We start from the raw sequence: 13,607 nt of genomic DNA, 5'->3' as shown, positions 1-13,607 counted from the left end.
ATTCCCATCTCGCTCAGCTGACCTTCGCGGATGCTGCGACGAAAGTGTTGCAGCTGCCCGGGTTGGTTGTCGCGAAGCCCTGGTTCATCCACAGGGCAAGGCTCTTGCTCGAGCCGTGGTCGGGGGTCTTGTCCTTGGTCTTGTCGTCGCCGCGGCGCTGGATCAGCCCGTTCCACTGGTTCAGCAGTTCACCGCGCAGCGGGAAGCTGTTCTTGGCGGCGCCGAAGAACACCGCGCCGAAGCAGTACGCCTGCAGCGCGGCCCGCCGCTGCTGCTCGAACTGCTTCGTCTTGTTCGCGGCCGTGTCGGCGAGGTTGTCGGACGCGTCGGCCATCCCGGTCAGGTTCTGCACGTGGACGCCGTACACGAACGCGAACGTCTGCGCCATCTCCGCGCGGATCTCGGCCTTGTGCTTCGGGTAGTCCTCGACGATCTTCTGCCACGGCATCGTCGCGCTGCCGCCCTGGTCGTCCTGGCAGTACAGCGCGAGGTCCTTCTGTACGCCGCACGCCGTCTCGTCGCCCTCGTTGTAGATGATCAGCCGCGGCGACCGGAACTCGAACCCGGCCTTGGTCACGATCGGCTTCCAGGCCTTGTCCATACAGGCCGTCAGCGCCTCGTAGTACGAGCGCACGTTCTCCATCGAGGTCGGCCGGAACGCGGGCTCCTGGCACTTCACCACCGGCATCGCGCCGGCCGCGTAGATCGCGTTCTTGCCGACGATGTCGGCGTCCGGCGTACCCTTCCCGACCGGTTGGGTGGTCGACGGCTCGCCGGTCGGCTTCACCGACGGCGTCACGATCGGGTTCACGCTGAAGCTGTCGGACGAGAACACCTTGACGGCGAACGTCACCCCACCGCCGACGAACAGCAGCGCGGCGACCACGATCAGCGCGACCAGGCCCTTCGAGCGCCGCTTCGTCGGGTCGAACGGGATCGGCTGCGGGTGGAACACCGCCTGGTACGCCGCGGCGGCCGGGTCGTCGGCCGGCGGCGGTCCGAGCCGGCTGCCGGACAACGTCGTACGGCGCGGGTCGATCCGGGTGCCCTGCAGCTGGGGCGGGGTCGGCGGGGCCTCGCCACCCAGTCGCGGCGTCGGCGCCGCCAGTGGCGCAGCTGTCGACGGCACGGTCGGACGCTGAGTGTCCGTCGTCCCCTGCTCACCCTCGCCACCAGGCAGGAAGTGACCAGGCTTGGGTGCCGGCTTGTCGGCCATGACTTCCCCGCTTCTCCCCAGTACCGGCCCCACGCCGGTCCCACCCATTCGCCAGAACGGCCGGAACACCCCCAGTGCCGGCCGACGGCTGATGTTACGGCCTGCACCACCTTGCCGAAAACCGAGTTGCACCTATTGACATCGTTTCGCGACCGTCACCCCCTGGAGACATGCACCACCTTCTGCCCGAAGAGGCACTGGCCTGGTGGGCCGACTTCCCGCTCGACCGCCAACCGCGGCCGATCGTCCTGATGAGCTTCTCGCACGGCCCGGGCGGGGCTCCCATGCTGGAGGACCGGACGGACGTACTCCGGAATGCGGCGGTGGTTTCCGACGTGGACATACCGGACTGGCTGCTGGAGGCGCTGCAGCCGGATCCGAGACGGCAGCGGCAGGGAGATCCGGTACGGGTGCGTTCCGTACGGCGGGTTGCCCCGGAGTTCCGCACGGATCGTGGGCATCGACCGCTTCCGGCGTACCGGATCGAGTTCGAGGGGCTGAGGTACCGGCCGGGACATGCACCGAACCCGAAGGCGGAAGGAAGCGGGTATCCGCCCCTGCATGTGATCGATCCGGCGGTCGAGCTCTGGTGGCCTGAAGGGCTGGACTCGAATTACCGGGGTGGGTTGCGAGGCCTGCCGCCGGCGGTGCTGACCGACCGCGGGCGGACGGTCAGGTGGATGGTGCACGGGTCGCCGCCGGAGTACACCGACCTGTGGGTGGGAGCTGTGCTCGAGTCGCGGACTGCGGTGGTTCTTGTGCTCGACGGCGCCACCCGCCCGGGTGTCGAGGCGATTCCCGCGGTCGCGGTCGGACGGGTGGTTATGGCGAAGCTGACGCAGCCGTTGGCGGATCGGGTATTGCTGCAGGCGGACGGGATCCCGATCGCGGTGATCTCGGTTTAGCGGGTACCGCGGGCCAGGAAGTGGAAGCTGGTGGGGATGAGGTTGGGGTCGGACTCGACGTGGCGGGCCAGGAGGGTGGCGGCGGGGAGGAGAGCGTCGACGTCGTCGGTGGGGGTGTTTTGGAGGACGTTGGCGGCGGGGCCTTCTACGCCGAGGACCTCTACGTCGGTCAGGCCGGCGGTGGTGAGTTCGGTGGACAGTTCGTCGGCGTGGTGGAAGTACGCGACGGTGAAGCCGGACTTGCCGTCATTACGGCCGGAGGCGAAAGGTTCGGTGAAGAGGTGGAGGTTGTCCGGGCTCAGGTGACCGTTGCTGCCGGCCTCGATCAGACCGCCGTACCTGTTGATCCCGGCCGCGATCACCAGGCCGCCTGGGCGCGTGACCCGCAGCGCCTCGGACAGCGCCTGGGCTCGGTCGGACGCCTCGACCAGGTGGTAGAGCGGGCCGAGGAGGAGCGTGACGTCCACGCTGGCGTCGGCCTGTCGGAGTTGCCGGGCGTCGCCGACCTCCGCGGTGAACGTACCCGCGGTCGCCGCCTGCTCGACATGCTCCACGACCGGATCGACCAGCGTGACCTGGTGACCGTCCGCGGCGAGCCAGCGGGCGTGGATTCCGGTCGCGCCGCCGATATCGAGTACGTCGGACGCGGGCGGCAGCCATCGGCGCAGCAGCTCCTGCGTTCGCACGAACTCCAGCCGGCCGTGTCCGGAGCGGATCAGCCGATCGTCCTCGACGTACCGGTCCCGGTAGAACTCGTGAATCAACGGATCAAGATCAACCATTCACCCACTGTGCTGGTCGAAAAACCCGAGCACATCCCGTTTTGGCACCGCTACCCTGTGCGCGTGGTGGAGCTGAAGCACGAAGATTATCCAAGGGCCAACGAGTACGACGCCGAGTGGTTGCTGTCCGGCGACATGGGCCCGAATCCTCTGTGGTTGCTGGAGGATCTGGCCCGCGAGCTGGATCTGCGGCCCGGTATGCGGGTGCTCGATCTGGGATCCGGCAAGGGCGCGACCGCGGTCTTCCTGGCGAAGGAGTACGGCGTACAGGTGTGGGCCGCGGACCTGTGGGTCGACCCGACGGAGGCTGCTGCCTACATCGCGCCGCAGGCCGGGGTGGTGACGCTCAAGGCGGAGGCTCATACGCTGCCGTTCGCGAAGGGCTTCTTCGATGCGATCGTCTGCGTCGACGCGTACGAGTACTTCGGGACCGCGGACAACTACCTCACCTACATCACCAGCTTCCTCAAGCCGGGCGGTCAGTTCGGAGTCGCGACTCCGGCGATGACGAAGGAGGTCCGGGAGCTCGGCCTCATCCCGGAGCACATCAAGAACGTGGTCGGGTGGGAGGCGCTCGCCTGGCACACCGCGGACTGGTGGCGATTCCAGTGGGAGATCACGGAACTGGTCGACGTCACCGCGGCCCGGTTGCAGCAGAACGGCTGGTCGGACTGGCTCAGATGGTCCCGCGCGGTCGCGGAGTACAGGGACGAGCGACGCGACGGTTCGCTCGACATGCTCGAGACGGATCAGGGCGAGTATCTAACGTTCGCGATCCTGGCCGCCCGAAAGCGCTGACCGCCTGGCATGCTGGGGGCATGAGCTGGGCTGTCTATGCAGTGCGCGGGCCAGGAGGCGTACGTCGCCTCGACGACATGCCGGTCGACTACGAGCCGCCATCGGTCGGTACGGCGACCGACGTGGTGGCTGCGGTCCGGGAGGTGGTGCCGGATGTCGACACGAGCAAACCGTCCTGGCTGGCGCTGCGAAGTCCGGAGTACGACGTCGAGATGACCATCGGCAAGGGCGTCGAGGTCCGCGACATCACGTTCTACCTGAACGACGGCCCGCGCTCGATCCCGATCGTGATGGAAATCAGCCGCAAGCTCGGCGTCACGCCGTACGACACCGAGTCCGGCAACTTCCTCACCGAGGAATCCCGCCCACCCGTCCCGCCGCCGATGACCCCGGACGAAATCAAGATGAACAAACCGAAGTGGTGGAAGTTCGGCCGGAAGTAGTCCGGGCGGCGCAACGAGCTGGACTAAGCCAGCTCCCAGCTGGCGAAGATGTGCAGCGCGGCTTCGATCTGTGCCTTCGTACGGTCGTCGGACACGTCGAAGAACCTGACGAAGACCACGGACGACCCTGGATCGGCTGCGACTTCCAGCGTCACGGGTGCTTGACCCGAGAACGGGTGGTCGTACCAGACGGAACGCTCGACATCTGTCGTCGGCAGAGCGGTGTCGATGGCCTGCCAGTCGGAGTCGTCGAACTCGTATCCCACGAATTCCGCCACGGATTCGCACAGCGGCCGCAGGTTGGTGTCGATGATCCACCGTTCTTCGACGACGCTGTCGGGATCTGGAGTGGTCATCTGCCAAGGTTCGCCTGTGGTCGATGGCAGATCAAACCGAATGGCTCGCGGTGAGGACGCCGATTTTGTTGATGCGGTGTTCGGGGTTGCCGAGGGCGTCGTGCCAGAAGTTGCCGGCGGCGTGGTCTTCGATGGTGGCGCAGGTGGAGATGGTGATCATCGGTTGGGTCGGCTTGGCGCCTGGGTAACCGGGGACTGCGGCGTTCTGCTGGGCCTTCTCGGCGGGTTTGCGGAACGAGATCGTCATGGTGCGGGTGACGACGTAGTCGTAGACCGTGCCGTTGGCGGTGATCAGGATGTGGTCGCCGTTCTGCAGGTCGGGTACGTGTTCCAGGGGGCGGCCGTGGCTGACGCGGTGGCCGGTGATGATGAAGTTCCCGATCTCGCCCGGGCCGACGCCACCGGCCTTGCCGCGGGGACTCGCGGCGACGCCTCGGTCCTGGATCTTGGTCCCGGGCCGGTCGTCGGCCGTGCCGGTGTAGGCAACCACGCGCAACCCACGTACGCCGATCGCCGGGATCGACATGCTCACCGGACCAACGCCGGTCGGCCGCGGCGCGGGCGTCGGTGTGGGCGTCGACGGCTTGAGCGTCGGGTCGGTCGGCGTCGGGGTGGCGGACGGCGAGATCGTCGGGACGGGTGATGTCGGGCTCGGGCTGGTCGCCGCCGTGTCCGTGCAGCCGGCCAACACCGCCAGCACCACAATCGCCCCCACCAGCCTCACCCTCAGACGGTACGACGCGCCACCGAAAACCACCCGAAACCCCGGCGAGCACGGCGAGCTCGGCCGAAACCGCCAGAGACTCAGCCACCCACGGCGGCAGGAAGTCGGCCAGACACTCAGTCCAGGACGGTGAGCTCGGCCGGTCCGAGACGGAGTACGCCGGAGGTGAGCGGCGTCGCGCGGATGCCGCCGTGGTTGCGGAGGGCCTTCATTGCGCCGGGGGCGAGTACCTCGTCCATCCAGGCGCACGGGTTGGCGGGGCGGTTGGCCTGGAAGGTGATGGGGCCAGTGCCGGAGTCGAGGGTGAAGCGGCGGCCGGTGACGCGTGAGCCGTCCGCCGCGCGATGTGCGGCCAGCTCGTCGATTGGGTAGCCGCGGAGGGTGATGTTGCGGCGGGTGAGGTGTGGGTCGAGCGGTCCGGGTAGACCGAGGGTCCGGACGACCTCGTCGAGCGAGGCCTCGTCGATCAGCGTGACGGCGGCGTTCTTGTGGATCTTCTGGCCGTAGTAGCGGTCGCCGACGATACCCAGTTCGGCGCGAACCTCAATCGACGTGCGCGCGACCGGCTCGGGATCCGGGCGTGGCCCGTCGGCCGGTCGCCCCTCGAAGGCGTGCTGGCGGGAGACGACGAACGCAACGAGCTCGACCAGCATGCGGATCAGCCCCAGGTGAGTGGATCGAGGAGGCGGAAGAACTCCAGGCGCCGGGAGTCGGGCTCCGACAGCCCGTACGCCTCGAAGAACGGCGCAGGATCGGCGGACCACTCGTCGTGGAGCTGGATGGCCGCCAGCGCCAGATCGGTGTACCGGTCGGAGATGCCCAGCCGCCCCAGGTCGATCAGCCCCGTGACCTCCAACGTCTGCGGATCGAAGAACACGTTCGGCAGGCAGGCATCACCATGGCAGACCACAGGCTCGAGGACACTCTCGACATAGGGGCTCTCAGCAACGACCTGGTCGAGCAGCTCCGACGGCTTCAGCAGCCGCCACTCGTCGGTGAGGAAGTCCGGATTCACCGCATCCCGCCGTACGACGTCCGCCGCAACATCAATCACCGATGCCAGCGGGCGCTCGAACGGGCAGTCGGTCAACGCATGCAGCTCCCGGAGCACCACACCGAAGCCCCGCATCGCGCGCTCGTACGACGACGGCGGGAGCGCGCCGCCGGGCACACCCGCGACGGCCGAGGTCAGCAGGCAGGCACCGTCCGAGGACGACTCGAGCCAATCGACGACCCTGGCACCCGGGATCCCGGTGCCTGCCAGCCACTCGACGCGGTCGCGTTCGGCGGCCAACTCCGCGACGCCCGACGGACCGCAGCACTTGGCGAAGACTTCACCCCGCCGGTAGACCGTCGTATCGGACTCACCGACGTCTACCAAGCTCCAGTCGTCACCCGGCGGCAGCAATTCTCTCCCTGGTGTGCTCGAGGATCGCGGTCACCGGACGGCCGGCCACCAGGTTGCCATCAGCAACAAATTCTTCTTCGCGGCCGGTCAGCGACTCGATCAGCCGATCCCGCCACACTGCACGCAACTCAGGACGGGACGCAACCAGATTCCGCAACTCCCCGGGATCCTCCACCAGGTCGAACAGCTGCTCCACACCACGCTCCGACCCCCACACGTACTTCACCCGCCCATCCGTCACCCACTGGATCGACTGCCCGAAATGCAGATGCTCCCCATGCAACCACTCCCGCACCGGCACGGACGACCCACGCAGGAACGGCGCCAGCGAACACCCATCCACCGACGACGGAATCGGCACCCCGGCCAGATCCAGCAACGTCGGCATCACATCCCGCAACTCGACCACCTGATCGACAACCCCACCCCGCGTCGCACCCGCAGCCGACGCGCGGTCCGCGACAATGAACGGCACATGCGCCGATCCCTCATACGGCACGGACTTCCGGAACATCCGATGATCGCCCATCATCTCGCCGTGATCCGACGTGAACGCGATGATCGTGTCGTCGTACACCCCGAAGTCGACCAGCGCCTCGCGGATCCGGTTGATCTGCAAGTCGATCTGCGCCATCAACCCGTAATACCCGGCCCGCGCCCGATGAACGACCCGGTCCGGCAGATCCCCGATCGACGCCTGGTAGTCCCCGTCGCGCCGGAACTCGTCCCAGTCACTCTCCCAATCACCCAGCACCCGTTCGTACGGCGGCAACGCGTCGTACCGGTCGAACGCCCAGGCCGGCGGATCGTACGGCGGATGCGGCCGATGAAACGACAAGTACAAGAAGAACGGCCGCGTCGGATCCCGCCGGTACAACCAGTCGATCGTCGACGTCCCGATCCACGACGTCGGATGCAACGACTCCGCCTTGTCCCAGGGCCGCGCGACCACCGAGTTGCAGTTCACCCCGTGATCGAAGTACTCCGCGTCCGGCGACGCCCCCGGCTGCCGCCGCAACCACGGCACGTAGTCGTCGAAGAACCCGAACTGCTGCCGATACTCCCGCCGCGAATGATGCAGGAACCCGTCATGCAGTACGACGTCGTCGAACCCGAGCCGCGCCCGCTCCGGCCACACATGCATCTTCCCGATCGCCTGCGTGTGATACCCCGCCCGGCGAAACTCACCCTGGATCGTCACCGGATGCGCAGCATCAAACGGAACACCATCGGTGTACCCGACCCGCCCGTGCCGCTCCTGCGACTGCCCAGTGAACAAGGCGACCCGAGCCGGCACACAAGTCGGCGTCGCCGAATACCCCCGGCTGAACCGCACCCCACCCCGCGCCAACTCGTCCAGATGCGGTGTCTCGACGTACGGATGACCGGCGCACGACAGCGCATCACCCCGCCACTCGTCGACACAGATCAGTACGACATTCGGCCGGCTCATACCCGGGACGACTCCCGCACGATCAACTGCCATGGGAAGTCGAACACCTCACCCGGAGCACCCTCTCGATCGGTCAGCCTGCTCACGATGATCTGCGCCAGCGCCTCGTTGAAGTTGACCGGCCCGACCGTCGACAGCGACGGGTCGAGGTGCTCGCCCTCCGGCGTGTTGCCGACGCCGACGATCGCCAGCTCCCGCGGTACGTCGATCCGCAGCCGATGCGCTGCCCGTACGGCGGCGATCGCGGCGAAGTCCGTGGTGCAGTAGAGCGCGGTCGGCCGATCCGGCTTGGACAGCAACGCCATCGCGGCCCGGTACGCACCCTCGGGATGCTGCTCGAAGACCTCGATGTCGTCGTCCCGGATCGGCTTGCCGGCGGCACGCAACGTGTTCAGGTAGGCGTCGAAGCGCGCGAAGTCCGTGGTCCGCGAGGTCAGCGCGCCGACCCGGTCGTGGTGCTCGAGCAGGTGCTCGACCGCGAGATGACACCGCGGCTCGGCGCCCGACCGGATCACGTCGAAGCCCTCCGGCTCGAGCGTCTCGCTGAACGCCACGATCTGCACACCTTGCGCCGCAAACGCCTCCAGCTCAGCGATCTGGGACGGATCAGGCTTGACGCTGTCGATGAAGATCACGTCCGGCGTCCGGTTCGCCAGCACGGTCCGCCAGTCGCCGTCGGCCACGATCAGGGCGGTCTTGCCGAGCGGAGTCACCGCCGTACTGACCGTGGCCGCGACCGCCTGCGACCACGGGTCGGCGAGCACGCTGAGCGAGAGCAGGACCAGGTCCGACTTCCCGGTCCGGATCGCGCGCGCCGCATCGTTGCGTCGGTACCCGAGTCGCGTGGCGGCCTCGCGGACCCGGTCCGCGGTCGTGTCCTTGATGGTGTGGCTGCGATGCCGCCCGGACAGCACGTAGGACACGGTCGCGACCGAGACACCTGCCTCCTTCGCCACCATGCGCAGCGTCGGCCGATCGGCCGCAGGTGAGGACATAGGACGATTGTTGCAGATCAGCCTTTGACCGCACCGGTGATGACGCCTTTGGTGAAGTGCCGTTGGAGGAACGGGTACACCATGGCGATCGGGACCAGTGCGACCACGACGACGGCCATCTGCAGGGACTGCGGTTGCGACGGCGGATGTACGCCGAGTTGGTCCGCCGACAGCGACTTGCCCTGCAGCACGTACGTCCGCAGGATCACCTGGACCGGCCATTTCGACGTGTCGTTCAGGTACAGCAGCGCGTTGAAGAACGCGTTCCAGAACCCGACCGCGTAGAACAGCCCGACCACCGCGACCACGGCCTTCGACAGCGGCAGCACGATCCGTCGCAGGATGGTGAAGTCGCTCGCGCCGTCGATCCGCGCGCTCTCCAGCAACTCACCCGGCACGTTCATGAAGAAGGTGCGCAGGACAACGAAGTTGAAGGCACCCAACGCCCCCGGCAGGATCAGCGACCACAGGCTGTCGAGCAACCCGAGCTGCTTCACCACCAGGAACATCGGGATGATCCCCGGCGCGAACAGCAACGTGAACAGCACCATCAGCAACACCGGTCGTCCGAACAGCACCGGCCGCGACGTCGCGTACGCGAGCGCGATCGTGACGGCCAGTGCGATCGCCGTACCCATCAGCGTGACGAACACGCTGACCAGGATCGCCCGGCCCATCAACCCGCCGCCGAACAGCGTTTGGTACGCCTTCAGCGTCGGATGCGACGGCCACAGCACATACCCGCCGGCATCGATGATGTCGCGATCACTGGCCAGGGACGTCGAGATCACGACCAGGATCGGGATCACGATCACCAGCGCGAACCCGCCCAGCACCAGAGCCTTGATCGCCTGATAGCCAGGAGATGGACGCTCTTTCCAGATAGGTCTCATGCGCCGCGCCTTTGGAAGATACCCGGCTCGCCGAGCCGATGAGCAAGTGAGTTCGCGCCCCACAACAGCAGCGCCCCGACCACACCCTTGGCCAGACCGGCCGCGGCCCCGCTGCTCCAGTCGCCGCCGACCACGCCCGCGTAGTACGTGAACGTGTCGAGTACTTCGGCCGCGCCCGGGCCGACCGAGTCGCGCTGGAGGATGAACTGCTCGAACCCGACGCTGAGGATGTCGCCGATCCGCAGGATCAGCAGCAGCACGATGACGGTCCGCAGCGACGGCAGCGTGATGTGCCACAGCCGCCGCCACCGGCCGGCGCCGTCCGCGGCGGCAGCCTCGTACAGCGAGACGTCCACGGTGGTCAGCGCCGCGAGGAAGATGATCATCGCCCAGCCCGCGTCCTTCCAGACCAGCTGCGCGACCACGAGCAACGGGAACGTGTCCGGGTTGGTCATGAACGGGATCGGATCCAGTCCCGCGTGCCGGAGCAGGTTGTTGACGAACCCCGCCCCGCCGAGCGACTGCTGGAACAGCGTCACGACCAGCACCCAGGACAGGAAGTGCGGCAGGTACGCGATCGTCTGGAACCACCGCCGGAACCGGTTGCTGACCAGCGAGTCGACGATCAGCGCCAGCCCGATCGGCACCGGGAAGAACAGCACCAGTTGTACGACGGCAAGCAGCAACGTGTTCCGCAATGCGTCCCAGAAGTCCGGGTTGTCGTAGAGGTTGACGAAGTTCTGCAGGCCGTTCCACTCGCTGTGCATGATCCCGAGGTACGGCTGGAAGTCCTGGAACGCGACCACGTTGCCGAGCACCGGCAGGTAGAAGAACACCAGCAGGAACACGACTCCGGGGATCATCAGCAGCACCATCTGCCAGTCCCGGGCCCATTTCGCCTTCAGCGGCAGGCCGTTCTTGACCTGCCGCTCAGCCGCACTCGACTTCAGCATCACGACCCGGTCACCGGCACGCTCGCAGGCAGCACGGCCGCGAACTCGTCGCGCATCTTGTCACCGCCGCCGGACTTCCAGCGCTTCAGCGCCGCGTCGTACGCGTCCATCTTCTGCCGGCCGGTGACGATGTCGACGATCGTGTCCCGGAACGCCGCGGTCAGCTTCGGACCGAGCTTGCTCGACGTGTCGGAGTACGTGCCGGCGGTCGGGTTCCGCATCGCGTACTTGAGCAGCTTCTGCTCGGTCGCGTAGATCTTCTTGGTGTCGTCCGGGTACGCCGGGTTGAAGATCACGCTCTCCGGCGAGTTCATGATCTGCAGCGCACTGACCAGTCCGGGCGCCTGCTGGTTGCCGGCCTTGGTCAGCACCGGGTTCTTCTGCGCGTCCAGGGTGTACTGCTGCCCCTCGACGCCGAAGTTCTTGATCAGGTACTCCTTGGTGCCGAACGGCGCGGACAGGTAGTCCATCAGCGCGAGCAGCTCGCGGATCCGGCCCTCGTCGGTCTTCTTGAACGGCGTGAACCCGACCGTGCCGTAGCCCATGTCGTACGTCGGTTTCGCCTTGCCGTCATGGCCGAACGGGATCATCGTGTCCACGAACAGCGTCGGGTCGAGGTTCCGGAAGTCGGCGGTCGCCCGCGGGCCGACCGTGACCTGCGCGGCGATCTGGCCGTTGACGGTCTTCGGCGTCGCGTCGGCCAGGTTGAGGTCCGGGTAGAACACCTTGGCGGCCCAGAGCTTCGCGGCGTACTCGACGGCGGCCTTGTAGTTGTCGGTCTCGTAGAGGTACGTGAGCGAGCGGTCGGAGTTCACCCGCCAGCCGTTCGGGGCGCCGAACCATTCGCCGAACATGTGCAGCATGTTGATGATCGCGGGCTCGAGCGCGTAGTTCGTGCCGTTGCTCAGCTCCTTGCACTTGGCAAAGAACTCGTCCGCGGTCGTGCACTGCAGACCGCCGACCTTCGCCCAGGTCTTCGGGTTGCCCATCATCACCTGGCCGAACGGGGTCGACGGGATCGGTGCGCCCCAGATCTTCCCGTTCACCACCGCGGTCCGCCAGGAGGCCGGCTTCAGCGCCGCCAGGTTGGGGTACTCGAGCACGGCGTCGCCGGACAGGTACTTGGTCAGGTCCTGGAACTTGGCCTCGAGCATCGGGCCGATGTTCGGGATGCCCTGGTTCGGCGGCAGCCACATCAGGTCCGGGAGCGAGTCGCTGGCGAGCAGCGTGGCGAACTTCTCCGGGTAGCCCGGGTCGGTGCCGATGGTCAGCTTGAGCTCGGCGCCGAGGGCGGAGTTCAGCGCCTGCCACATCGGGTTGCTGCCCATCGGCGGCGGGGGCGTCGCGAACGTCTCGGTCAGCGCGGTCACCGCGTTCGTCAGCGGCGGCGCCTTCACACTCGAGATCGCATCCGCCGGGAACTTCAGGAACCCGGGCTCGAGGCCGGACTCGGCCCCCGGGAAGTCCGGGTGCAGCCCCTCGAACGGCCTGTACGTCGGGAGCTTGAGCTCACCGGACGCCTTCGCGCCGCCGCTCGACGCGCCACCGTCGCCACAGGCCGCCAGCGTCGTCGAGGTGGCAATCGCCGCACCGGTCACCTGCAGAAACCGTCGCCGACTGATCATAGTTGCTCCAAGTTTCGAAGAAGTGCTCACTAACACTCACTTAAACGTTAACCCGGACCGTAAACCTCTGCCGCCCTCGGATGCAAGGCATGAGACAAAAATGAAGCCGGCGGCCGCGGGCTCGAGAACCCGCGGCCGCCGGCCGTCCTACTGTTTCAGCGCGTTGCTAGCAAGAAACGATCAACCAGGTCAGCGCCCGGCAGACCTTGCTCGCCTTGTCGTTCGCGACCACCGGGTCGGTCGGTGCGCTGACGGTCCGCTGCGCGGTCGTGGTCAGCGTCCCGATCGTCAGCAGCCCCGCCTGCACCGTCAACGTCCGCGTCGCACTCTCGCCGCTGGCCAGAGAGGCGATGTCACAGTTCACCGATCGCGTCGACCCGACCCGCGCGCAGGTCGTGCTGACGTAGGCCAGGTTGGCCGGGAAGGTGCCGACCACCCGGACCCCGGTCGCGGTGCCCGGGCCGTTGTTCTTCACGCCGATCGTGTAGGTGATCTTCGCTCCGGTGGCCTTCCCGCTCAGCGAGACGGCGACGTCGGCCGGCGCCTCCTTGATGGTCAGCTCCGGTCCGTCGATGATCTCGAACGAGAAGTTCTCGCCGACGAACTGGTGCTGCAACTGGATCGTCCCGAGCGGCGCGTCGTCCTTCACCCGGAAAGTGAAGGTGATGGTCTTGGACGCACCCGGCAGTACGTCGCCGGTCCCGGCCCGGACGCTGGTCCCGAGCGTGTCACACGCCGTGGCCTCCGGGCATGACACCAGGTCGACCATGTCCGGGAGCATGGCGTCCTTGGCGTACAGCGTCGCCTTGCCGCCCAGGACCGTGCCCGAGTCCGAGTTGTACACGGTTTGCTTGATCGTAAAGGTCTCCCCGCGGGCGACCGACGTCGTACTGACCTCGATCGCACTCGTCGGCGGTGCCGCGTGAGCGGTCACCGGGACCGTCACCAGTGTCGCACCGGCGACGGCCGTCACCAGCGCAGCACGAAACAACTTCCAGGCATGCATAAGCAATAGCCCCCCATCCCCATTTGAACCCCAGTAACAACTGCCCCCAC

15 protein-coding genes are annotated in these 13,607 nt (G+C 67.1%); 3 read left to right on the top strand and 12 right to left on the bottom strand.

Annotated features, from left to right (window positions below):
* Positions 1–13 precede the first annotated feature (13 nt).
* Positions 14–1,216: a neutral zinc metallopeptidase gene (locus FDA38_RS03725; protein WP_137252642.1), complete on the bottom strand. Its 1,203-nt coding sequence runs from the start codon at positions 1,214–1,216 to the stop codon at positions 14–16.
* 170 nt (positions 1,217–1,386) lie between these two features.
* Here FDA38_RS03725 and FDA38_RS03720 point away from each other — a divergent pair, with 170 nt between their 5' ends.
* Positions 1,387–2,121 carry a hypothetical protein gene (locus FDA38_RS03720; RefSeq protein WP_137252641.1) on the top strand — a complete coding sequence of 245 codons (735 nt, stop codon included), beginning with the start codon at positions 1,387–1,389 and terminating at the stop codon, positions 2,119–2,121.
* Here FDA38_RS03720 and FDA38_RS03715 read toward each other — a convergent pair.
* Positions 2,118–2,903, bottom strand: coding sequence for a class I SAM-dependent methyltransferase (locus FDA38_RS03715; protein WP_137252640.1), 786 nt, complete (start codon positions 2,901–2,903; stop codon positions 2,118–2,120). The two genes, FDA38_RS03720 and FDA38_RS03715, sit on opposite strands and share 4 nt — an antisense overlap.
* Positions 2,904–2,966: 63 nt before the next feature.
* Between FDA38_RS03715 and FDA38_RS03710 the strand changes: the two genes are divergently transcribed.
* Both FDA38_RS03710 and FDA38_RS03705 read left to right on the top strand, forming a co-directional pair.
* A complete protein-coding gene (locus FDA38_RS03710; RefSeq protein WP_233714507.1) occupies positions 2,967–3,701 on the top strand; it encodes an SAM-dependent methyltransferase in 735 nt (244 codons plus the stop codon).
* Positions 3,702–3,721: 20 nt separating this feature from the next.
* Positions 3,722–4,144: a hypothetical protein gene (locus FDA38_RS03705; protein ID WP_137252639.1), complete on the top strand. Its 423-nt coding sequence runs from the start codon at positions 3,722–3,724 to the stop codon at positions 4,142–4,144.
* 23 nt (positions 4,145–4,167) lie between these two features.
* On the opposite strand, the gene FDA38_RS03700 is transcribed toward FDA38_RS03705, so the two are convergent.
* The 10 genes from FDA38_RS03700 to FDA38_RS03655 all read right to left on the bottom strand — a co-directional run bounded on the left by FDA38_RS03700 (position 4,168) and on the right by FDA38_RS03655 (position 13,557).
* Positions 4,168–4,500, bottom strand: a complete 333-nt coding sequence (locus tag FDA38_RS03700; protein ID WP_137252638.1) for a hypothetical protein — start codon at positions 4,498–4,500, stop codon at positions 4,168–4,170.
* Between the two features lie 31 nt (positions 4,501–4,531).
* Complete coding sequence (locus FDA38_RS03695) at positions 4,532–5,224, bottom strand: class E sortase (protein WP_233714506.1); 693 nt, start codon at positions 5,222–5,224, stop codon at positions 4,532–4,534.
* Positions 5,225–5,340: 116 nt separating this feature from the next.
* The gene (locus FDA38_RS03690) at positions 5,341–5,877 is read right to left on the bottom strand and encodes an MOSC domain-containing protein (protein WP_137252637.1); all 537 of its coding nucleotides are present in this window, start codon (positions 5,875–5,877) and stop codon (positions 5,341–5,343) included.
* Between the two features lie 5 nt (positions 5,878–5,882).
* The gene (locus tag FDA38_RS03685; protein WP_137252636.1) at positions 5,883–6,632 is read right to left on the bottom strand and encodes an aminoglycoside 3'-phosphotransferase; all 750 of its coding nucleotides are present in this window, start codon (positions 6,630–6,632) and stop codon (positions 5,883–5,885) included.
* Complete coding sequence (locus FDA38_RS03680) at positions 6,616–8,118, bottom strand: arylsulfatase (RefSeq protein ID WP_233714505.1); 1,503 nt, start codon at positions 8,116–8,118, stop codon at positions 6,616–6,618. Before FDA38_RS03680 ends, FDA38_RS03685 begins: the two co-directional genes overlap by 17 nt.
* Complete coding sequence (locus tag FDA38_RS03675; RefSeq protein ID WP_202877547.1) at positions 8,082–9,080, bottom strand: LacI family DNA-binding transcriptional regulator; 999 nt, start codon at positions 9,078–9,080, stop codon at positions 8,082–8,084. Before FDA38_RS03675 ends, FDA38_RS03680 begins: the two co-directional genes overlap by 37 nt.
* Positions 9,081–9,097: 17 nt before the next feature.
* Positions 9,098–9,973, bottom strand: a complete 876-nt coding sequence (locus FDA38_RS03670) for a carbohydrate ABC transporter permease (protein ID WP_137252635.1) — start codon at positions 9,971–9,973, stop codon at positions 9,098–9,100.
* Positions 9,970–10,926 (bottom strand): ABC transporter permease, encoded by a 957-nt coding sequence (locus FDA38_RS03665; protein ID WP_233714504.1) that lies wholly within the window; start codon positions 10,924–10,926, stop codon positions 9,970–9,972. The genes FDA38_RS03670 and FDA38_RS03665 overlap by 4 nt, the downstream gene beginning before the upstream one ends.
* Complete coding sequence (locus tag FDA38_RS03660) at positions 10,926–12,551, bottom strand: type 2 periplasmic-binding domain-containing protein (RefSeq protein WP_137252634.1); 1,626 nt, start codon at positions 12,549–12,551, stop codon at positions 10,926–10,928. The genes FDA38_RS03665 and FDA38_RS03660 overlap by 1 nt, the downstream gene beginning before the upstream one ends.
* A 166-nt stretch (positions 12,552–12,717) precedes the next feature.
* On the bottom strand, positions 12,718–13,557 hold the full coding sequence (locus FDA38_RS03655; RefSeq protein ID WP_137252633.1) for a DUF11 domain-containing protein: 840 nt from the start codon (positions 13,555–13,557) through the stop codon (positions 12,718–12,720).
* Between the last annotated feature and the right edge of the window lie 50 nt (positions 13,558–13,607).

It is taken from the genome of Kribbella jiaozuonensis, assembly GCF_005233875.1.
In the GTDB taxonomy this organism is placed as follows: Bacteria; Actinomycetota; Actinomycetes; order Propionibacteriales; family Kribbellaceae; genus Kribbella; species Kribbella jiaozuonensis.
Note: the sequence above shows the minus strand (reverse complement) of the source record. Positions and strands in the feature narration are given on the sequence as shown.

Bases quoted from the DNA above. Each gene is read 5' to 3' on its own strand.
- FDA38_RS03725 (WP_137252642.1), bottom strand. From the start codon at position 1,216: ATGGCCGACAAGCCGGCACCCAAGCCTGGTCACTTCCTGCCTGGTGGC.
- FDA38_RS03720 (WP_137252641.1), top strand. From the start codon at position 1,387: ATGCACCACCTTCTGCCCGAAGAGGCACTGGCCTGGTGGGCCGACTTC.
- FDA38_RS03715 (WP_137252640.1), bottom strand. From the start codon at position 2,903: ATGGTTGATCTTGATCCGTTGATTCACGAGTTCTACCGGGACCGGTAC.
- FDA38_RS03705 (WP_137252639.1), top strand. From the start codon at position 3,722: ATGAGCTGGGCTGTCTATGCAGTGCGCGGGCCAGGAGGCGTACGTCGC.
- FDA38_RS03700 (WP_137252638.1), bottom strand. From the start codon at position 4,500: ATGACCACTCCAGATCCCGACAGCGTCGTCGAAGAACGGTGGATCATC.
- FDA38_RS03690 (WP_137252637.1), bottom strand. From the start codon at position 5,877: ATGCTGGTCGAGCTCGTTGCGTTCGTCGTCTCCCGCCAGCACGCCTTC.
- FDA38_RS03680 (WP_233714505.1), bottom strand. From the start codon at position 8,118: ATGGCAGTTGATCGTGCGGGAGTCGTCCCGGGTATGAGCCGGCCGAAT.
- FDA38_RS03675 (WP_202877547.1), bottom strand. From the start codon at position 9,080: ATGTCCTCACCTGCGGCCGATCGGCCGACGCTGCGCATGGTGGCGAAG.
- FDA38_RS03670 (WP_137252635.1), bottom strand. From the start codon at position 9,973: ATGAGACCTATCTGGAAAGAGCGTCCATCTCCTGGCTATCAGGCGATC.
- FDA38_RS03665 (WP_233714504.1), bottom strand. From the start codon at position 10,926: ATGCTGAAGTCGAGTGCGGCTGAGCGGCAGGTCAAGAACGGCCTGCCG.
- FDA38_RS03660 (WP_137252634.1), bottom strand. From the start codon at position 12,551: ATGATCAGTCGGCGACGGTTTCTGCAGGTGACCGGTGCGGCGATTGCC.
- FDA38_RS03655 (WP_137252633.1), bottom strand. From the start codon at position 13,557: ATGCATGCCTGGAAGTTGTTTCGTGCTGCGCTGGTGACGGCCGTCGCC.